The 20,482-nt window shown below is 49.2% G+C and carries 20 protein-coding genes and 1 other annotated feature; of the genes, 2 read left to right on the plus strand and 18 right to left on the minus strand.

Annotated elements, in window-relative coordinates; genetic code table 11:
• Window positions 1-51: 51 nt before the first annotated feature.
• The 16 genes from BN1044_RS14260 to hisL form a co-directional block, all read right to left on the minus strand.
• Window positions 52-1,380 carry an alginate export family protein gene (locus BN1044_RS14260; protein ID WP_348770995.1) on the minus strand — a complete coding sequence of 443 codons (1,329 nt, stop codon included), beginning with the start codon at window positions 1,378-1,380 and terminating at the stop codon, window positions 52-54.
• Window positions 1,381-1,486: 106 nt separating this feature from the next.
• Window positions 1,487-2,236 (minus strand): glyoxalase, encoded by a 750-nt coding sequence (locus BN1044_RS14265; protein ID WP_072309266.1) that lies wholly within the window; start codon window positions 2,234-2,236, stop codon window positions 1,487-1,489.
• A 431-nt stretch (window positions 2,237-2,667) separates the two neighbouring features.
• On the minus strand, window positions 2,668-3,849 hold the full coding sequence (locus BN1044_RS14270) for a heparinase II/III domain-containing protein (protein ID WP_168780211.1): 1,182 nt from the start codon (window positions 3,847-3,849) through the stop codon (window positions 2,668-2,670).
• A 35-nt stretch (window positions 3,850-3,884) separates the two neighbouring features.
• Window positions 3,885-4,721 carry a hypothetical protein gene (locus BN1044_RS14275; protein WP_072309268.1) on the minus strand — a complete coding sequence of 279 codons (837 nt, stop codon included), beginning with the start codon at window positions 4,719-4,721 and terminating at the stop codon, window positions 3,885-3,887.
• A gap of 15 nt (window positions 4,722-4,736) precedes the next feature.
• On the minus strand, window positions 4,737-5,951 hold the full coding sequence (locus BN1044_RS14280) for an alginate lyase family protein (protein ID WP_072309269.1): 1,215 nt from the start codon (window positions 5,949-5,951) through the stop codon (window positions 4,737-4,739).
• Between the two features lie 30 nt (window positions 5,952-5,981).
• Complete coding sequence (locus tag BN1044_RS14285; protein WP_072309270.1) at window positions 5,982-6,737, minus strand: oligogalacturonate-specific porin KdgM family protein; 756 nt, start codon at window positions 6,735-6,737, stop codon at window positions 5,982-5,984.
• A gap of 9 nt (window positions 6,738-6,746) precedes the next feature.
• A complete protein-coding gene (locus tag BN1044_RS14290) occupies window positions 6,747-8,018 on the minus strand; it encodes an MFS transporter (RefSeq protein ID WP_072309271.1) in 1,272 nt (423 codons plus the stop codon).
• A 361-nt stretch (window positions 8,019-8,379) separates the two neighbouring features.
• Window positions 8,380-9,009 carry a bifunctional phosphoribosyl-AMP cyclohydrolase/phosphoribosyl-ATP diphosphatase HisIE gene (hisIE, locus tag BN1044_RS14295; RefSeq protein ID WP_040045836.1) on the minus strand — a complete coding sequence of 210 codons (630 nt, stop codon included), beginning with the start codon at window positions 9,007-9,009 and terminating at the stop codon, window positions 8,380-8,382.
• Window positions 9,003-9,779 carry an imidazole glycerol phosphate synthase subunit HisF gene (gene hisF, locus BN1044_RS14300; protein WP_072309272.1) on the minus strand — a complete coding sequence of 259 codons (777 nt, stop codon included), beginning with the start codon at window positions 9,777-9,779 and terminating at the stop codon, window positions 9,003-9,005. The genes hisIE and hisF overlap by 7 nt, the downstream gene beginning before the upstream one ends.
• Window positions 9,761-10,498, minus strand: coding sequence for a 1-(5-phosphoribosyl)-5-[(5-phosphoribosylamino)methylideneamino]imidazole-4-carboxamide isomerase (hisA, locus tag BN1044_RS14305; protein ID WP_072309273.1), 738 nt, complete (start codon window positions 10,496-10,498; stop codon window positions 9,761-9,763). The genes hisF and hisA overlap by 19 nt, the downstream gene beginning before the upstream one ends.
• A gap of 14 nt (window positions 10,499-10,512) precedes the next feature.
• Entirely contained in the window at window positions 10,513-11,115 is a 603-nt protein-coding gene (hisH, locus tag BN1044_RS14310; protein ID WP_096386968.1) for an imidazole glycerol phosphate synthase subunit HisH, read from the minus strand.
• Complete coding sequence (gene hisB / locus BN1044_RS14315; RefSeq protein WP_072309274.1) at window positions 11,115-12,182, minus strand: bifunctional histidinol-phosphatase/imidazoleglycerol-phosphate dehydratase HisB; 1,068 nt, start codon at window positions 12,180-12,182, stop codon at window positions 11,115-11,117. The genes hisH and hisB overlap by 1 nt, the downstream gene beginning before the upstream one ends.
• Window positions 12,179-13,282 carry a histidinol-phosphate transaminase gene (gene hisC / locus BN1044_RS14320; protein WP_072309275.1) on the minus strand — a complete coding sequence of 368 codons (1,104 nt, stop codon included), beginning with the start codon at window positions 13,280-13,282 and terminating at the stop codon, window positions 12,179-12,181. The genes hisB and hisC overlap by 4 nt, the downstream gene beginning before the upstream one ends.
• Entirely contained in the window at window positions 13,282-14,619 is a 1,338-nt protein-coding gene (gene hisD / locus BN1044_RS14325; protein ID WP_072309331.1) for a histidinol dehydrogenase, read from the minus strand. The genes hisC and hisD overlap by 1 nt, the downstream gene beginning before the upstream one ends.
• A 5-nt stretch (window positions 14,620-14,624) precedes the next feature.
• Entirely contained in the window at window positions 14,625-15,524 is a 900-nt protein-coding gene (gene hisG / locus BN1044_RS14330; RefSeq protein ID WP_004095958.1) for an ATP phosphoribosyltransferase, read from the minus strand.
• 56 nt (window positions 15,525-15,580) lie between these two features.
• Window positions 15,581-15,706, minus strand: a sequence feature (His leader region).
• On the minus strand, window positions 15,682-15,732 hold the full coding sequence (gene hisL / locus BN1044_RS23400; RefSeq protein WP_102961614.1) for a his operon leader peptide: 51 nt from the start codon (window positions 15,730-15,732) through the stop codon (window positions 15,682-15,684). Its footprint overlaps the feature before it by 25 nt.
• Before the next feature lie 339 nt (window positions 15,733-16,071).
• On the opposite strand from hisL, the gene BN1044_RS14335 reads away from it, so the two are divergent.
• The gene (locus BN1044_RS14335) at window positions 16,072-16,899 is read left to right on the plus strand and encodes an SDR family oxidoreductase (protein WP_072309276.1); all 828 of its coding nucleotides are present in this window, start codon (window positions 16,072-16,074) and stop codon (window positions 16,897-16,899) included.
• Between the two features lie 200 nt (window positions 16,900-17,099).
• Here BN1044_RS14335 and rimO read toward each other — a convergent pair whose 3' ends face one another.
• Window positions 17,100-18,416 (minus strand): 30S ribosomal protein S12 methylthiotransferase RimO, encoded by a 1,317-nt coding sequence (gene rimO / locus BN1044_RS14340; protein WP_072309277.1) that lies wholly within the window; start codon window positions 18,414-18,416, stop codon window positions 17,100-17,102.
• A gap of 194 nt (window positions 18,417-18,610) precedes the next feature.
• On the opposite strand from rimO, the gene BN1044_RS14345 reads away from it, so the two are divergent.
• On the plus strand, window positions 18,611-19,132 hold the full coding sequence (locus tag BN1044_RS14345) for a GNAT family N-acetyltransferase (protein ID WP_211095604.1): 522 nt from the start codon (window positions 18,611-18,613) through the stop codon (window positions 19,130-19,132).
• 9 nt (window positions 19,133-19,141) lie between these two features.
• Here BN1044_RS14345 and BN1044_RS14350 read toward each other — a convergent pair whose 3' ends face one another.
• Window positions 19,142-20,338, minus strand: a complete 1,197-nt coding sequence (locus BN1044_RS14350; RefSeq protein ID WP_072309278.1) for an MFS transporter — start codon at window positions 20,336-20,338, stop codon at window positions 19,142-19,144.
• Window positions 20,339-20,482: the final 144 nt, after the last annotated feature.

Genomic DNA, 20,482 nt, shown 5'->3' on the forward strand with positions numbered 1-20,482 from the left:
TCAGGCTATTTAAGTATAGATGGGGGTTTCGGGCTCAGGATCAACCACGGCTTAAAAACTCAGCGTTGCAGATGTCATAATGAAATTCATATCCTTTAAATTGGCATGTTTCTCTAAGCTATGGCCAACATCAAAATAGGCATAGGCGAATTTAAACTGCAGCCATTTTTCAGGTGTCCATTGGGTTGAAATCTGGTATTGATTGCCAATAAAACGGCTGCCTTGAGTGCTGTTTTTAACCGGCTTCATCGGGCCAAGATAAAATCCGTCCTGTTTTTGCTGTCGCCACATGGCATCCCAGCTAAGATCGACGGTGAGAGTATCCGTTGGTGTTAACGTGACTGACGGGTGAATGTCGATCAGGTTAGCCGGCGCTACCAGCCCGTTCTCGGTCAGATAAGGCAATTTTGGATACATGGCATTAAAGGTATTCAGCTCGCCGTCGTGCGGATTTTTATCACCGCTCGCCATCCCTATTTTACCGCCGAAACGTGGTCGCCAGATCCATGTAGAAACGGTATAGCCTGCGTGCGCCGATGCGGACCACGCCCGAATAGTATGTGACGCCCCATTGGGGGAAAACTCACCAAATTGATAGGCTGCCTCATTATCCCAATCAAACCCCCCGGCAGCGCCGAAAACTCGGCTGCCAACGGTATAGCGACGTTCACTGCCGCTGCCTTGTGTGTAGGTGGAATCGTTGTTTTCGAAGCCAAAGGTATAGAGATCGATAGAAGAGGCGAGAGGGGCTACCGGCGTAGTGGCATACAGCCCCCATATTTTTTGGCTATTGTCGGTGTCGTCGTCAAAACTGCCTTTTTTAATGCTCACCGGATGACCAATAAATGCATCCACACGATTTTTGGACGTTGCCCAACTGGCGCGAACGGCATCGAACGAGCGGCGCACGTTTGCTCCGTCACGCGTTCCCATCAAATGCAGTGAACCCAGTGGGATCTCTTGCCGTCCCACCCGCAGCGTACCGAGACCCGCATCGGTAGGTAATTTTAAATCGATGTATCCTTGCCCTACGTAGGCGTGATCGTCATCCGTTGGCTTACGCCCCTGATCGCGCGGCGTGGCGATTGAAGAACCAAGCTGAACATAAGTTGAGAAATAATGGCCGTAGTCGAGTTTGGAACCCAGCAGAAAACGCTGCATGAAAGTGCTATCTCGCCCTCCGCCGTGAGCAGCCAAATCACGTTGGTCGCTCCATTCATAGCGTTCACGCAGCGAACCGTCGAAGGAAAGTGTCGCATTGTCAGTTAAGGCGATTTGCTTCCATGCGGGTGCCGTTTCTGCGTGTGCATTAGGTGAGTGAACGCTCGTCGACAGTACGGTAGCTGCAAGAATGTGGGCAGCCAGCGTTGGGAGCGTAATTTATGAAATCGTTGTTTATGAGATTGTTGTTTATGAGATTGTTGCATGGGGATCGCTTGCCGATGTCGCGATGCCAAACGAGGCTGGCATCGCGATAAGATAAAAATTATTTAGTGTCTTGATGGATTTCAGCGATGTAACCGCCAGGGAATTGCACCACGGCGCTAGCGCGTTTTTCCCCTGCAACCGACTGCCACAGGATTTTTGCCCCGCTGGCCGTTGCTTTGCCGAGGGTTTCACTCAGACTGGCGACGCCATAGCCGGTACGTTCCTGACCGAATGGATAGTTCAAATGCCCATCGGTGACAAAGATGCGGGTTTTGCCGAAGGCCGAGGACAAATTCACTACGCGAATAGCGTTATTTTTCTCACCGCCAATCACGGTAGCGCTTTGCTGTGCATCATCGATTATTTTGCCGTTTGAGAATTTCTGATAGCTTTTGATGAAATCATCAACGCGATAGCGTGAAAGATAAATACGGTTTTCAGGAATAAAACTGAGTGGCTGGTAGTTAGGCGCTTTGGTATGCCAATACAGCTGCATATTCACGCCGCCCGGCCACTGAACCACTGCGTCACGTCCGATAGGATCGTTAAATGGCTCAACGATAACGTCGGCACCGGCTTTTTTGGCATTCGCTATTGCAGTATCCATATTGGTGACTAAGAAACCATTACGCTCGTTGCCAAATGGATAAGGCGCTGGTGTCTGGAAATCAAATACGGAAAAACTGCCCGATGGCGTTAAGATCAACTGAGAATAGGTTTGACTCGGTGTAGGCGTCACATCAGCTAAAACCCGCTGGGTAGTACTTCCGCCAAAAGTTTTCAGAATACTGTCGACGAAGGTATCCATTTTTCGGGTTCGACATAAACGTGGGTGGTATCGTACTGGGGACCTACGCCAATATCCGCAGCCCAACTGTCTGTCGATGCAGCCACTGTTAGCGCAGAAGCGACGGCGAAGTAGATAGAAATTCGCGCTGTTTGATTCATTTCAGTCTCCTTAACATTAAACATTCGATGCCATCGGTTGAGCTCGCTGTCGATGGGCTATTTGATAAAATGCATATTACGGAGAAGATAAATGAAGGATAGGCAGTAATTTTTAACGTTTTATTTAAAATAATTAGGGTAAAAGAAGGTTGTAAATAGTGCGGTTAAAGAGTGAGTGATGACTGCGTAGTTGAAAATATCCGTCACTCTGGCTTTAGCAGAATGACGGTCTAGGAATAGTACTAAGAAAATATTTTTTCTTATGTCTTAAAGTTGGGTTTTTATTAAGAGTTAATGATGTAAATACCTTTTAATAATGGGCTGTATGGACGTCCTCTCATCATCAAACAAAATTTCAGTGGTGCATTGAGCAGCGTGCATGCTAAGGCGAAGCTTTCCCGTAGGCGTATTATCACATGGTGAAAATTCAGCCCCTGTCAGGCAGTTAGCTAAATCAAATAGGGTCAAATAGGTTATTTCTGATTCATGTGAACGTAGCGTCAGTTGGCTAATATGCTGAGTGTTAGGGTTATCCGGCGCACTGCTGGCAATGAGCAAATTTCGTTCTGAAGGTTGTTCTGTCATTAACTGAGACATTATTTGAGTATAGATAGCTACCGTTGAGCTGGTTGTCCTTGCTAATGTTTTTTGCATACCGGTACCCGGTTTTATCCAGATTGGGTTTATATGACATAACATCTTTTCATTTTGCACATCATCGTGTTGCTCGGGAGCTGGCAGGCTGCCATTGATCATCCAGTTTAAATCAGCGCATTGTCTACGTGGGTTTTTAATTGTTGAAATATCAATAACAAGGTTATCGATAAGCATCACTCGACGTCTAAAGCTAACCTGCTGGTAAGCCTGTTCATCCCAATTGATAATGTAAAAACTATCGGGCTTGTCAGCCTTTTTTGCCCAATCCGCCATCACGTCAATATAGTGATACATATTCGTCTTTAGACAGGAATTAACTACCGGACTCACCGGTGGCTGGTTAGCCAGATTGATCGTAAGCGTGCTATGTGAAGCGGTTTTCTTATAATAATCGCGGTGTAAACTGGTGCTATAACCGGTCGTCCCTAAGTCTTTCACCAGTTCTTTGCCTTGATGAAAAATAATAATGCCAAGGCTATCGCTGTGATCGTGTTCTCCACCGTAGGGCAGATGTTTTATCAGTATTGTGCTTTGTGTCTCTGGCCGTTGAAATAACGTTAAGCCAGGCGGGATTTCGTTAGGGGTACTTTGGCTAGGGAGGTTTTTTTCCCGTGGTGTACGATCGTTGCCATACAATATAAAATCGGTGTTGATATCACTTTTTCGGCTGTAAATAATATCTAATGCTTCTAAATAGCACGGGTCGGCATAATAGCCGTAGGCAAATTCATACAGATCGGAATGGATAAGTTTCTCCTGACCAAATACGCAATCGTTGAGGCGAGGGAAACAGCCATTTGGCATCAGCAATGACAATGGTACACGGAGCATGCGAGGATAATAGGGGAGATCTAATAGGCTGTATTTGGTTCCTTTAGCAACTTTCTCGAAGGCAAAAATCCTTGTAATGCATACAGATGATAATGCAATGAGCCTTCAAACCATAGCTGACCATTAATTAACGAATGCTCTAGCTGATAGCGCAATCCATAGCGTGTATTTAAGGCAAAATTTAGATAAGGCTCTTTTTCTAGAATGAGTCCAATGACGGCAATCGCACTGTTAATTTTCACCTCATGATTATGAATTTGGTCGTGTCGCTGTTGCATCAAGAATTCAGCGCCGGGCTGTAATAATTGTTGCCGGATAACGTTTTTTTCGTCAGTGGATAAATTATCGCAAATCAAGTCGTAGCCGCGTGCGAAATCAAGCAGGCAATTGGCTTCACACAATGCCTGCGCATTCATTTTTCCGTTAGCGTTATAAGGGATACCGCCATGCTCCTGATAGTCTGGATAATAGGCGGCATAAGTCAGCAATAGATCGCGAACGCGCTGGAAATACTCCTTGTTTGCGGTAACTTGCCATAATAAACCAACCTCGTAGCAGGCTTTGGCATTCAAGCCATTCATCCAGCGCCACCATGCGCCATCGTAGGGTTCACCGCTAAAAATTTTATTATCTACTGGGCAGCGATGCTGGTGTTCATGATGATAATCCCAATTGAGCCGCACCCCGTGATCGGGGCAATAATAGTAATGGTTCCAAGTTGCAATTCCAGACGTGGGCACTTTTAACGGATGATTTAACACCGTAGCGTTATCGGCAATGAGTGTGTCAATCCACTCAGGCCAGCGCTGTGCGCGCTGGCGAATAATGGCGATTTCACGGGGATTGAATTGTTTCATTCTTACCGCTTCCTTTTAGGGTACCAGTGACGCACTTACGGTGAGTAAATTGATATTTTTCGGATCTCTCTTTTCGAGATAAGCCGCTTTTTCTTTGAAGATTGCGTCAGGGTAGGCTCTTTCAGCGGCTAAAATATTGCCTACGGCCTCGTTTTCATCGAATTTTAATTCAGGGAACGGCCACGGTGCAGGATTGTCGATTTGTTGAGCCACGACGAGTAATGCTTGTTTAAGATTGTGATCGTCTAAATCGAAATGCCACATATCTATACCCGTTAGTTCGCCATAGCGCGCTAGGCGCATAAAAGCCGAAAGAGAGAAATTGGTGTAGTGCCATGAACGCGTTCTCTCTATTTCTTCGGTGAGCAATCCTTTGTTATCTATTTGAGCCGCTAAATGACGCAGTTGGGCAATTTTTAATTGGCGGCGAGCGACTTCAGGCTGATCGGTAAATAACGAAAAAGCAACGACCTGAGTATCAAAAAATGTGCCGTGGTTATTGTGCCAGTTGCTTTCTTCAAATCCATTTTCACTGGTCAATAACCATTGGTTAAACTGCTTATACCAGTGCTTAATGGCTCGATAATTTTTCTCGCTCAGCGTATTTGCTGGACGAATCAGCTCAATACTGTCCATGACGTCGATTAAGGCTCGGCTATCGATAATACCTATTCCACGTCCATCAACAATTCCCGGAATCGCCTGAGCATAAGCCAAACTCGGGTTCATCTTTGTTTTAGGTGTCACAAACCACGCGCTGGCGAGCTCTGCTGCCTTTTGGGCATAAACAGCTTTGCCCGTGAAGTAATAAGCCAGCCCTAGCCTTTTCATATCTTTGGCGAAATGCGCCATGCGTTCACTGTCTGTAGCGTCAGTTTTGGTATCTGGATTGGTTTTTCCATCTTGGCGAATATAGGGGAGGTGATTGGGTGTATTGGGATTTGGCCACCAATAAGTACCAAAACTATAGTAGTCATGTTTATTATTCGATGCGGGAGAAAGGCTTTTATCGACCACGCTGTAATTGGCGTGTTTAAGCGCGATGTTTGCCTCGGTGATGAGTTGCTCGAAAGCCGGCTGCAACGCAGATGCTGGCTGTGTCAGTTGTTGTTTACTCGCGGCTAATGCTTCTGGCGAGTAAGTAAAATAGCGAGACTCGGCCGCATGGCTTAATGCTATAGAGCTGAATAACACGCATGAAATAACGCTGACGAGTAATTTAATCTTCATCATTTTTCCTATTCAAATTTGTTTTTTGGGTTACAAGGTAAATGTCATGCCAATACGATAGCGTGATTCAGGAATATTTCCTTCGCCGTCGTAATATCCTTGTTTATCTAAATAATCATATTCGATGTATGGGCTAAACCAATCGTTCCACTTATAGCGCAGTGTGAAAGCATTTTCCGTAGACCAGGTTTTCCCATTTTTATATTCATACTGATCGCTCGCATGTTTATAGACCGTGCCTTGATATAATACGCTCCACTGTTTATTTATTTTATAACCAAGATATAAATCTAAGCGATTAACGCTATCGCGATGATATTCGCCATTATCATTTGTCGTTTCATAATCATTGTAATCATAACGATAGCGTAGGCTGGTGCTTAGTTGGGGTGTTATTTTATAGTTGATCCTGAAATAAGGCCGAATCTGTGTGCCTTTACTGCTCCAGTGTAAAATGCCACCGGGCTGAAGACTCCATTTATCGGTTAATGTGTAGGTATAGTTGGTCTCGATTTCGTTATAGTCCGAAGTAATGTCTCCCAACGAATGGGCACTATCGCTTTGATCGGCGCCGTTAGGCCCTTTACCATTGTTTTTGTTGTTCTTATTATCGGTCTCCATACTGGCCCACCAGCCATTTTTCCAGCTTTCGCTGACTTTAAAGCGGGACTCATAGCTGTGGCTTCCTGCTCGATATCCGCCACGTACGTCGAAGGTAAGCGCATGAGAGATGAGGGGGGTCGCTGCAATCAGTAAACTGATTACAGAAATAATCTGTTTTTTCATGTTATTCCCTTATATGAAAGCAGTTTGCTGCGTGGTGTTATGCGTTTTTTTCTCTTTGACCAAGGTCCATAAGAAGGCGGCACCAATAAGATCAAAGAACCCTAAGCCGACAAAGAAGAAGTTGTAACCAATCACGGCGACGGACGCGCCTAAGAACATTGAGAAAAGAAAGTTTCCCGTTCCCCCGCTGAGCGCGGCGAAACCGGTCGCCGTTGCCACTTCGGATTTATTAAATAAATCTGACGACATGGTGATAACGGTAATAGAGAGACATTGATGTGCAAAACCAGCAATGCAAAATAGTGCGACAGCCAAATAGATATTTTCGACGTGGCAGATAAACGCCATGCTGACCATGAGACAGGCCGCAAAGGTGTAGGTAATACGGCGTGAATTAATAATGGTGATGCCGCGATTATTTAAATAGCGCGCCATTATTCCTGAGAAAATACAGCCTAAATCTGAGGTTAAAAAAGGGAGCCAGGTAAACATAGCCACATGAGCCATATCGAGATGACGTTCGGTGACTAAATAAAGAGGCATCCAATAATGCAACGTTCCCCATGCGGGATCGGCCATAAAACGCGGCAGGGAAATGCCCCATAAATTGCGATTAGTGAGCATATCCTTGAGTTTAACTCGCTGGACGTTCTCCGTAGATTTCACCTGCCCATCGGCGATCAAAATACGCTCTTCATCTGATAACGCCGGATTTTTTTCTGGTGACTGATAAAAAAATAGCCATAGAACCACCCAGATGAGACCAACCGCACCGGTGATAATAAAGGACATTTCCCAGTTATATTCGAGTATTGCCCAAACTACCAAGGGAGGCGCCAGCATTGCGCCGAGGGACGTTCCCATACTGTAGATCCCGCAGGCCAAGCCGCGCTCTTTAGCGGGAAACCATTCAGCCACTACTTTCATACCGGCAGGATTTGCCGAAGATTCAGTAACGCCCATGGTACCTCGCCAAAATGCGAGAGACTGCCAGCCGCCAGCCGTGCCATGCGCCATATTGGCAACAGACCAACCGATAGCAAAAATGGCAATTCCCCTCTTAACACCGATGATATCGATGACGTATCCCACCACCGGCGCAGCCAGCGCGTAGGTTGCTTGAAATGCACTGACGACGTATGAATATTGTTGCTGTGTGATGCCAAGTTCTTTAATTAAGGTTGGCGCGGCAATTCCTAATGCGCTGCGAGATAAATAGTTGGTGATTGTCCCTACGGTAACGAGCGCAATTATCCACCAACGTAATCCTTTAACTTTCATCCGTTATCCACCTTTTCTATTTTGTGAAACGATGTTTTATTAAAACAGATTTAATGTTTTGTTTATTGTGATCGATGATCAATATATTGATATTGTTGCATTTTTTTCATGAATGATTTTTTGGGACATATTATTGCTATCGATCATTTAATTTTATAATCGTGAGAAGAAGTATTTTTGTTTGAAATAAACGGGAAGGAACTCAATAGATTGGTGTTTTTTAGCCGGAGCTAATAAATAAGTTATTACTACAAATAGCGGCTTATTTAATTTGTGGCGAATGGAAAACGTCGCGGAGAGTGGGGAACGCCACCCAAAAAGTCGCGGATGGCGTTAAATAAGAAGAGGATAAATTCAGCGGCTATTTCTCATGCCGTTGGCGTAAATTATTAATCACCGCGCTGAGGTCCAGATCTTGATCCTGTAGCAATACCATCAGGTGATACATCAGGTCTGAGGCTTCATTCACCAGTTCGTCGCGGTCGTGCACCGTGGCGGCTAGCGCGGTTTCCACGCCTTCTTCTCCCACTTTCTGCGCGATACGCTTGGTGCCGCTGGCGTATAGGCTCGCGGTATAAGAGCTTTTCGGATCGGCATTTTTACGCTCTGCCAGCAACTGTTCTAACTGGAACAAAAATGCCCAGTCGGAGGCGGCAGGAGAGAAACAGCTGCTAGTCCCTTTGTGGCAGGTTGGGCCCTGAGGCTCCGCCAGAACCAGCAACGTATCGTTATCGCAGTCAGGCGTGATGCTGACAACGCTGAGGAAGTGGCCTGAGCTTTCGCCTTTGGTCCACAGGCGCTGCTTAGTACGCGAGTAAAACGTTACGTGGCGGCTACGATTGGTTTCATCGAGTGCTTCAGGTGTCATATAGCCCAGCATGAGCACTTCGCCGGATACCGCATGTTGAACGATCGCAGGCATCAGGTTATCGACTTTGTTCCAATCTAATTGTTCTTTCTGCTGTTCAGATAAAAAGGATTCTTTTAACACAAGCGGATCTCCACACCTTGTTGCGACAGATAACGTTTCAAATTGCCAATATTGATAATTTGTTTGTGGAACACCGAGGCCGCCAGCGCGCCATCAACGTCGGCGTCGCGGAATGCTTTAAGAAAGTGCTCTGGTGTACCGGCACCGCCGGAGGCGATTAGCGGAACATGGCATACGTCGCGGATCAGTTTTAGCTGGCGCAGATCGTAGCCGTTGCGCACGCCGTCTTGGTTCATCATGTTTAACACGATCTCACCGGCACCACGCTTTTGCACTTCTTTAACCCAATCAACCGTTTGCCACGTGGTGGCTTTGGTACGCTGCTCGTCACCGGTGAATTGATACACCTGATAGCTGTCGCTTTCGGCATCAAACCATGTGTCGATCCCCACCACGATGCACTGCACGCCGAATCGGTCGGCGAGGCGAGAAATGAGATCAGGATCCGCCAGCGCAGGGGAGTTGATGGAAATTTTATCGGCGCCAAAGGTTAATATTTGTGAAGCATCTTCAATGCTTTTGATCCCGCCAGCGACGCAGAAGGGAATATCAATCACTTCCGCCACGCGTGATACCCAACTTTTATCCACCACGCGTCCATCGGATGACGCGGTGATGTCATAAAACACCAACTCATCGGCACCTTCCTGCGCATAACGTTGAGCCAGCGGTACGATATCGCCGATAATTTCGTGATTACGAAACTGAACGCCTTTGACCACTTGGCCATCGCGTACATCCAGACAAGGAATTATGCGTTTTGCCAGCATGCGATAGCCTCCTTCACGGTGAATTTTCCTTCGAGCAGGGCGCGCCCCACAATAACGCCTTGAACGCCGCTGCCGCGTAGGGCGGCAATATCGTCTAGGCTACCAATGCCGCCGGATGACTGAAACGCCACCTGCGGATAACGCGCGCACACTTCTTGATACAGCGCCACGTTGGAGCCGCTGAGCGTGCCATCGCGCGAAATATCGGTGCAGAGCACATGCTTGAGGCCATAAGGCAGAAACTGATCTACGATTTGTTCAAGCGTGACGCCGGAATCTTCCTGCCAGCCGCTAACCGCAATATTTTTGCTGCCGTCAGCCGCGATGCGCACGTCGAGCGCCAGAACCAGCGCATCGGCACCAAAACGGGTAAACCACTGTTTCACGACATCAGGCTGGCGTACCGCGGTTGAACCGATGACAACGCGTGCAGCGCCCGCTTCAAGCAGAGCCGCTACGTCTTCTTCACTGCGAATGCCACCACCGACCTGCACGGGAACGGAAACACCGGCCAGTAGTTTGCGCAGCAATGGGATCTGGCGCGCGGCCGGATCTTTGGCTCCGGTTAAATCAACCAAATGCAGAACTTCACCGCCTTGTTGCTGATAATCTTGCAGACGCGGTAACGGGTCATTGCCATAATCGCGTTGCTGACCGTAATCGCCCTGATGCAGACGCACTACTTTTCCGTCGATAAGATCTAATGCGGGAATAATCATTGGCGTGCTGCTCCTTAAAGTGACAATTCCAGAAAGTTTTTTAATAGCTGAGCACCGGCTGCGCCGGAGCGCTCAGGGTGGAACTGCACACCGAAGAAATTGTCTTTTTGCACCGCAGCGCTAAAGGGCGCGCCGTAGTTCGCTTGTGCGATGGTGTTTTCGCACACGGGATAGGCATAACCGTGCACAAAATAGAAATAGGCACCGTCTTCCAGCCCTTGGAAAAGGCGATGACCGGCGAGGGCGGACACTTGGTTCCAGCCCATGTGCGGTAATGGCAGCCCATAATCTTTCATGGTTTCGACGGGAGTATCGATAATGCCTAATGTATCGGTATTACCTTCATCGCTGCGGCTAGCCAGCAGTTGCATGCCGAGGCAGATCCCCAAAACGGGCTGAGTACAGGCTTTAATCAGCTCAATCAGATTACGCTCGCGCAACTGTTGCATCGCGGCTTGTGACGTTCCCACACCGGGAAGGAATAACTTATCAGCAGTGAGGACCACATCGGGTTCACGGCTGATTTTTGGCTCATAGCCCAACCGCTGAATCGCATATTTCACCGAGGATAAGTTGGCACAGCCGGTATCCAGAATCACAACGTTAGTGTCGGCCATCATAAAACCCCTTTCGAGCTTGGCAGAGTATCGCCCTCAACGCGAATGGCCTGACGCAGCGTGCGGCCAAAGACCTTAAATAAGCTCTCTACGCGGTGGTGATCGTTTTTCCCTTTGGTTTTCAAGTGCAAGGTGATCCCCATGGCATAGGCCAGAGATTGGAAAAAGTGCTCAACCATTTCGGTGCTGAGATCGCCCACCCGCTGGTGGGTAAACTCGGCCTTATAAACCAGATAAGGGCGGCCAGAGATATCCAACGCGCAGCGCGCCAAGCATTCATCCATCGGCAGCACAAAGCCAAAACGAGAAATGCCGCGTTTATCGCCCAGCGCTTTTTTCAACGCTTCGCCCAATGCCAGCGCGGTATCTTCCACGGTGTGGTGATCGTCGATATACAGATCGCCCTTAACCTCGATGTTCATGCGGAAACCGCCGTGGGTGGCAATTTGATCGAGCATGTGATCAAAGAAGCCGACGCCGGTGCGAATGTGGCTTTCACCTTCACGGTCGAGCCACACGTCAACGTTGATTGCGGTTTCACGCGTAACGCGGTTCACCTGCGCGTGGCGGTCGCGTTTAGTCAGCTCTTCGGCGATGTGTGCCCAACCGCGATTTTCGGCGTTGTAGCGAATGCCGGCGATGCCCATGTTTTCTGCCAGCTGAACGTCTGTTTCACGGTCACCGATGACGCGTGAGGCGGCATAGTCCATCACTTCAGGGTTCAGGTATGCCTGCACCAGCTCGGTTTTTGGCTTACGGCAGGTGCAGTTGTCGGCGGGCAGGTGCGGACAGATCAGCACGTCATCGAAGACCACGCCTTGCGACGTAAAAATCTGCATCATCAAGTTATGCGGGCCGTCAAAATCGGTCTGCGGAAAGCTGGCTGTGCCTAAGCCGTCTTGATTGGTGATCATCACCAGACGATAACCCGCCTGCTGTAGCTTCAGCAGCGCAGGGATAACGGCAGGTTCAAACGCCAATTTGTCCAAGCGGTCGACCTGAAAATCAACCGGTGGTTCGCTAATTAGGGTTCCATCACGGTCGATAAAAAGAAACTTCTGGCTCACACGGCCTCCTTGCTGAATTCTTTAGCGGCTACGGCATTAGGGAACGCGCGCAGGGCTGCAATCACTTGGTTGTTTTCTGCCTGTGTGCCTATGGTGATCCTTAAGCAGTTCGACAGACTGGGTTGTTTGCTTTGATCTCGTAAGATAATGCCTTGATCCCAGAGCGATTTAAACACCGCAGCGGCGGCTGAACAGCGGAAGACTAAATAGTTGCCTTCGCCGGGATAAACGGCCTCTACGCAGTCACATTCGGTTAAGGCTTTCACCAACAGCGCGCGGTTTTCTAGAATGGTTTGCACGCGTTGGCGCATCGCTGCCACACCGTCTGGCGAGAGCGCCTGTGCGGCGATATCGGCAACCGGCGTTGAAAGTGGATAAGGTGCAATGACTTTCAATAGCAAAGTGATCATTTCAGGACTGCCGAGCGTGAAGCCACAGCGCAAACCTGCCAAAGCGAATGCTTTAGACAGGGTACGCAATACGACCATGTGCGGAAACTCAGCCAGCCAAGGCACCAGCGTAGCGTGCGGTGCGAACTCGATATAGGCCTCATCAACGGCCACGATGGCTTTTCCTGCGGTCAGCTCTAACAGCTGGCGTAAATCAGTTGGGCTAAGCAAGTTGCCGGTTGGGTTATTAGGGCTACAGACGTAAATCAGCTTCACGCCAGCCAGATTTTGTTCAATGGCCGGTAAATCCAACTGCCAGTCTTCACGTAATGCTACCGTGCGGCGTTCAACGCCAAAGGTTTCAGCGCTTACGCCGTACATACCGTATGTCGGTGGGCAATACAGCACCGCATCTTGGCCCGGCTCACAGAATGCGCGGATCAGAAGCTCAATGCCTTCATCGGCGCCACGGCTGACTAAAACCTGGTCGGCGTTGACGCCCGCGTAGGACGCATAGTTATTAATTACGGCCTGTGGCTGACATTCTGGATAACGGTTAAAAGTATCGGCGCTGAGTTGATAGGCCGTGCCAATCGGATATTCGTTGGCGTTTAACCACACGTCGCCCTTACCGCCCAGACGGCGAGCAGATTGATAAGGGACTAATTTGCGCACGTTGGCGCGGGCCAATTCTTCAATGCTGGAGCTCATTAGTTTTTCTCCTTCTGCTGAGACTGGAGCGCAGCAACGCGCAGGGTGACGGCATTTTTGTGGGCGGTCAGCAGCTCTGCCGCCGCCATCGCTTCAATCACCGGCGCTAAGCCGAGTAGGCCATCGGCGCTAATTTGTTGAACGGTCATGCGTTTTTGAAAATCCGCTAAACCGAGGCTGGAGTGGGTTGCGGTGTAGCCGTAGGTTGGCAGCACGTGGTTAGTGCCAGACGCGTAGTCGCCCGCAGATTCGGGCGACCAGTCGCCAAGAAACACCGAACCTGCGCTAGTGATTTTGTCAATCCATTGGCGTGGTTCGCGGGTCTGGATAATCAGGTGCTCAGGACCATAACGGTTGCTGATATCGATGCACTCCGCTAATGACGAAGTGACAATCAAACGGCTTGAGTCCAGCGCCTGACGGGCGATGTCGGCACGTGACAGGGTTGCGAGCTGTGCTTCCACTTCAACGGCGACGCGTTTGGCTATTTCGGCATCGGGCGTGAGCAAAATGACCTGTGAATCAGGACCGTGTTCGGCCTGAGAGAGCAAATCGGCGGCGATAAATGCCGGCGTGGCTTTTTCATCGGCAATCACCAGAACTTCAGACGGGCCAGCAGGCATGTCGATGGCTGCGCCGTCGATGCTTTGGCTTACCTGACGTTTGGCTTCGGTGACGTAAGCATTGCCCGGCCCAAAAATTTTATCCACTTTAGGGATCGATTCACTGCCAAAGGCAAGTGCCGCAATAGCCTGTGCACCGCCGACCTGAAACACCTCTGTGATGCCACACAGCGAGGCGGCATAGAGGATTTCGTTGGCAATCGGCGGGGGCGAACACAACACGACTCGCTGACAGCCAGCGACGCGCGCCGGAATACCGAGCATTAATACGGTGGATAGCAGCGGCGCAGTACCGCCGGGAATGTATAAACCGACCGATGCAAGTGGGCGGGTAACCTGCTGGCAACGTACGCCGGGCTGGGTTTCGATATCCACCACAGGCAAAATCTGGGCGACGTGGAATTTTTCGATATTTTGGGCGGCCTGCTGCATAGCCGCTTTGATTTCTGCGTCTAAGCGAGAGGCTGCCTGATCGATGTCGCTCACGCTGACGCGCAAAGTAGCAATATCGACTTTATCGAATTTGGCGCTCAGCTCGCGCAGTGCCGCATCGCCGCCGGATTTAACCTGCCGTAAAATATCTGCCACGCTGGCGCTTATGGAGTCAGACGCGGCGACTGCAGGACGTTGCAACAGCGCTTGTTGCTGCTGCGCATCGCATTCGTTCCAGAAAGTGATGTTGTTAAAGCTCGTTTTCTTATCAGCAGCAATCATCGCCATTACTCCATCATTTTTTCGATTGGCAGAACCAGAATCGAGCTAGCACCCAGAGACTTCAGTTTTTCCATGGTTTCCCAGAACAGGGTTTCGCTGCTCACCATGTGCATGGCGACACGGTTTTGGTCGCCGGCCAGCGGCAGTAATGTTGGACGTTCAGCCCCCGGCAACAGCTGAATAATTTGTTCTAGCTTGTCGCTTGGCGCGTGCAGCATGATGTATTTGGATTCGCGAGCTTGAATCACGCCTTGAATACGGGTCATCAGCTTGTCGATCAGCTCTTGCTTAGCCGCTGGCATTTCGCCATCGCGCTGGATCAGACAGGCTTTGGAGCGATAAATCACCTCAACTTCACGCAGGCCGTTAGCTTCTAACGTTGCGCCGGTAGACACCAAATCGCAGATCGCATCGGAAAGGCCCGCGCGTGGCGCAACTTCCACCGAGCCGTTCAGCAGGCACGATTTAAAGCGGATATTTTGTTTATCGAGGTATTGCTTTAGCAGGTGTGGGTAGGAGGTCGCGATGCGGGAATCTTGCAAACACTGCGGGCCGTCGTAAGGAACGTCTAGCGGCATCGCCAGTGATAAACGACAGCTGCCGAAATCCAAGCGGCGCAGGGTGAAGTAGCGCGGATCTTCGCCCTGAGCGCGACGGCTCAGCAGCTCTTCTTCCAAAACGTTCTCGCCAATGATGCCTAAATCGACAACGCCATCCATCACCAATCCGGGGATATCGTCATCGCGAACGCGCAGAATATCGATAGGCATGTTTTCAGCGAAGGCGATCAAGCGTTGCTGCTGTAGATTAATTTTAATACCGCAGCGTGCCAGAAGCTCCTGAGAGTCTTCGCTCAGGCGACCGGATTTTTGCATGGCGATACGTAAACGAGTTTTGTCTAACATGTGGCTTCCCTTAATATTTTTTAAATTCTGTGGTGTCATTTAGCGATCTTTGGGCAACAAAAAAGCCCTCGGAAGATAATCTTCCGAGGGCTCTCTTTTGCGTTCTGCGCCACTGGAAGATTGTTAACCGTCTTCCAGCACTCATCGGCCTGTCAGACTAGTCAGGATGATGGTGATGATGGTGGCTGAACTGAACGCGAGTAAGCATTTTTGTAATCCAATAATTTGGCAGACACTATTGTCTGCGTTAACTGTAAATTAACCTAAACCAAATACAGGGGGGATGGCAACCCCTTTTTTGTGGTCATTTTTTATTTTATCTATTGCCGCATCATGGCGAGAAAAGTTTAATATTTCGTTTTTGTTTCATTTACCCAGCATGATTGATTATTACTGACAATACTTTACTGCACGATATAGCGTGGAAATTGTATAAACAGAGAGAGTGGCGTAGCCTGATTTATATGAATAAATTGTTTTCCATGCATAATTCATTGAAATAAATAGTGCGACTAGGTCGCAGGTCATGCGTATTGAGAGGGCCGCAATGAAAAAAATATCAATAGTAGGACTTGGTTGGGTTGGTATGCCGTTGGCCCTATCTCTGCTGGGGCATGGCTATCAGGTGGTTGGCAGTAAAACCACCTCCGACGGCGTTGAAGCTGCACGTATGAGCGGGATCGAATGTTATCCGTTGGTGATGACGCCCGAGCTCGAGTGTGAGCAAGACGATCTAGAGCAGCTGCTTGATGCCGATGCTTTAGTGATTACGCTGCCAGCCAGCCGCAAGCCAGAAGAGGGCGAGCGCTATTTGCATGCGGTTCAGCTTTTGGTGGATAGCGCTTTGGCGCACAACGTTCCACGGATTATCTTCCTAAGCTCTACCTCGGTTTATGGCGACGCCGTTGGCACCGTCAATGAGCGCTCTGAGCTGCAGCCTAATACCAGTGCTGGCCGCACCTTAGCTGAGTTAGAAACGTGGCTGCACGATTTGCCAAATACCTCGGTTGATATTTTGCGCTTGGCAGGATTGGTTGGCGCAGGGCGTAATCCGGGACGTTTTCTCGCGGGAAAAACAGGTATTTCTGGTGCCAACAGCGGCGTGAATCTGGTGCATCAGGACGACGTGATTGCGGCTATTCAGATGCTGCTCAAACTGCCGCAGGGTGGGCATGTGTATAACCTGTGTGCGCCGATCCATCCGACTAAAGCCGATTTTTATCCGCCTCTAGCGCGGGCTTTAGGACTGGAGCCACCGCAGTTTGCCGATGAAGATAAGCCTTCGCAGGGAAAACTGGTGGATGGTAGCTTAATCAGCAAAGAATTAGGCTTCGAGTATCAGTATTCGAATCCGACGTTGATGCCATTGAATTGATATGCGGTTAACGTAAAAAGCCAGTCATTCGACTAATGCTGGCCACTTAAGCGTGATTTTAGGGGAAGTACACCGATGGGGTCGTAGCAGCTTTAGCTGCCGGAGCGCCCCGCGGTGTGCTAGCCCCGTGTATCTCGATCTCTTAAACGATCAGCATCAGTCATCTAACAGGCTTTTTGTTGCAGAAATCAGCGCCGCTTTTAGGCGCTAACGCTGCCCCACATATCGTATTCATCAACGTTTTCGATGGTGACGTTAACCACGTCGCCAATCTTCAGCGCGGTTGCGCCGTTGAGATAAACTGCGCCGTCGATTTCAGGTGCATCAGCCATGCTGCGGCCAATAGCGCCTTCTTCATCCACTTCATCAATGATAACGGGAAGTGTCAGGCCAATTTTGTCTTTCAGACGCTGGGCTGAAATTTGCTGCTGCAGCTGCATAAAGCGGTGGAAACGTTCTTCCTTCACCTCTTCCGGCACTTGGTCAGCCAACTCATTGGCGGTGGCACCTTCAACCGGGCTGAATTTGAAACAGCCAACGCGGTCGAGTTTCGCTTCACTCAGAAAATCGAGCAACATCTGGAAGTCTTCTTCGGTCTCGCCAGGGAATCCAACGATGAACGTCGAGCGCAACGTGAGCTGCGGGCAGATTTCGCGCCAGCGCTTGATGCGCTCAAGGGTGCGTTCAACTGCGCCAGGGCGCTTCATCAGTTTAAGGATTTTTGGACTGGCGTGCTGAAGCGGAATATCCAGATACGGCAATACTTTGCCTTCCGCCATCAATGGAATGACGTCATCCACGTGCGGATAGGGGTAAACGTAATGCAGGCGGATCCAAACACCCAGTGAGGAGAGCTGTTCACACAGGCCGATCATGCTGGTTTTCACCGGCTGACCGTTCCAGAATCCGGTGCGGTGTTTGACGTCAACGCCGTAGGCCGAGGTATCCTGCGAAATAACCAGCAGCTCTTTTACGCCCGCATCAACCAAACGTTTTGCCTCATCCAATACGGAACCAATCGGGCGGCTATCCAGATCGCCACGCATGGATGGAATGATGCAGAACGTACAGCGATGATTACAGCCTTCGGATATCTTCAGGTAAGCGTAATGTTTGGGCGTGAGTTTGACACCCTGTTCCGGCACCAAGCTGGTAAACGGATTATGCGTTGGTTTCGGCACATACTGGTGTACGTGCTCGAGTACGGCTTCGTAGCTGTGTGGCCCAGTGATTTCCAAAACTTTAGGGTGAACCTCGCGGATCTGGTTCTCTTTTGCCCCTAAACAGCCGGTAACAATCACTTTTCCATTTTCGTTGAGCGCTTCACCGATAGCCTCTAACGATTCTTGCACGGCGCTGTCGATAAAACCGCAGGTGTTCACGATAACGAGTTCGGCGTCGTCGTAGCGGGGGACTACATCATAACCTTCGGTGCGCAGTTCGGTCAGAATACGTTCGGAGTCCACTAGGTTTTTCGGGCAACCCAAAGACACAAAACCAATACGCGGTTGGTGCATATATTACGCTCACAAAATGTTCAAAGAATAAAAACGGCTGCGATTTTACACGGGAATTTATTCCGCCTCTAGTTTTTATCATGGCGGGTGCCTAGGCTAGGTCAATTCGTAGTGATATTGTCAGAAATATGGCTGCGGAGTGAACGATTTTTAAGGATGCATAGGTGGTGATACTAGAAACTCAAAGACTAATCATGCGGCAAATAAATGAATCAGACTGGGCATTTTTCAGCGATCTTTACCGTGATGAGCAAGCTATGGCGCTGATTGCCGATACGCAAACAGAGCAGCAAATTTTGGCTGCTTTCGATTGCCGCTTACCTGAATGGCGTAAAGAACTGCCCCAATGGTTGTGCTTAGTCATGATTGATAGAGACTCTGGCCAGCGAGTGGGATTGACCGGTTTTGTTTCTGAATGGCTGCCACATCGTATGGCGGAAGTTGGTTTCATCATTCCCCCTAAATTTCAACGCAAAGGCTATGGCAAAGAATCTCTCGCTGCGCTGATTGATTTTGCGTTTTCACAATGTGGCTATCACAAGCTAAAGGCGGTGGTGACTTCAGGCAATGAGGCATCGCGGGGATTATTATTGCACGGCGGTTTTCAGCAGGAAGGTTGCTTGCGGCAGAATTATTTTCTACAGGGAAAATGGCATGATGACTGGGTTTTCGGCTTGTTGGCCGAAGAATATAGCAGGGGCGAACCCCTGCTATGATTCGATTTATTATTCAGCTAATTTCCTCTTCACAAAGAGCTGAGCACAAAGAAGAAGCACCAATACTCCGGCGATAACCAGTAAATGCTCGATGCGAAAATGATCGGCAAGTGGGCCGAATAGCACCATACCCAGCGGCAAAGCACAGCAGTTGGCGACCTGTACCAAGCTGAAAATTCTACCGTGCATTTCCGGTATCACTTTCTCCTGCAGAAGAGAAGTCACCGGTGCGTTAAAGCACGGCATGGTGATCCCTATCAGGAAATTAAAAACCAGATAAATGCTGAATAGGGGCGCGCAGCCAAGTGCAATCATGAAAAAGCCATAGGCTCCGCCAGCGAATAAGGTCGTGCGTAGGCGGCTGGTAAATCCTCCCCACATCGCAATCAATATTCCGCCTGCAATGGCCCCGCTGCTAAAGGCCATTTCATTGATGGCTAAACGCCATGCCTCTGGGCCAAACGAACGACTGACCATCAGGGGCGTCATAAATGCCGCAGGGCTTATTAAGATCATCATGGCAATCAAGAACATAATCAGATAGCGGATAAACGGATTTTGTCGAAGGTAGTGGAAGCCTTCACCGATAGCCTTGATAGTCGATTTACCGTCAAGATTGCCGTTTGTGAGTTTGGTGATCTTTAACATCGACATAAACACTAAGCCAATCGCGGCGGTAATGACGTCGGCGAAGAAGATTTTCTCGATGGAGAAATAAGCATACAGAACGCCGCTGGCCGCCGGAGCAATCAGCATATTTAGCGAACTTAATGTGCTGTTGATTCCATTTATCTTTATCAAATGATCTTTCGGCACCAGTTGAGGAATGATCGCATTCACCGTTGGTGTTTGAATCCCCGAGCCAAAAGAACGAACGGCTAACACGGCAAAGATCAACCATAGCGGCTTGTATCCTAAGATAAATGCAATAGCCAATAGCAGCGTCACCAGCGCGATAGCCGCGTCCGAAATCATACTGACATACTTGCGGTTATAGCGATCTACCCATACACCGGCAAACAGCGAAATAACGAGCTGAGGCAAAAAACCGCACAGCGTCGAAATGGTGATCATCAACCCTGAAGACGTCGTCAGCGTGATGTACCAAATAATGGCGTATTGCACGATGGATGAACCAAGCAGGGTCACTGTTTGGGCTGAGAGGAAAAGGGCGATGTCCTTTTTCCAATGAAGTTGTTGCGTCATGGTATTGATACTCAAGTTTTTTCAATAAAAAAGCCGGTTCGCACTGCTGGCGGCCCGGCTTAAAGATTGTCTATTTCAACAATCCGTCACGGATGTTTTGCAACATCAAGGCCACAGATAAAGCGTGGCGAGAGACTCAAACCC

The organism is Hafnia alvei, assembly GCF_900095695.1.
GTDB classification, from domain to species: domain Bacteria; phylum Pseudomonadota; class Gammaproteobacteria; order Enterobacterales; family Enterobacteriaceae; genus Hafnia; species Hafnia alvei_B.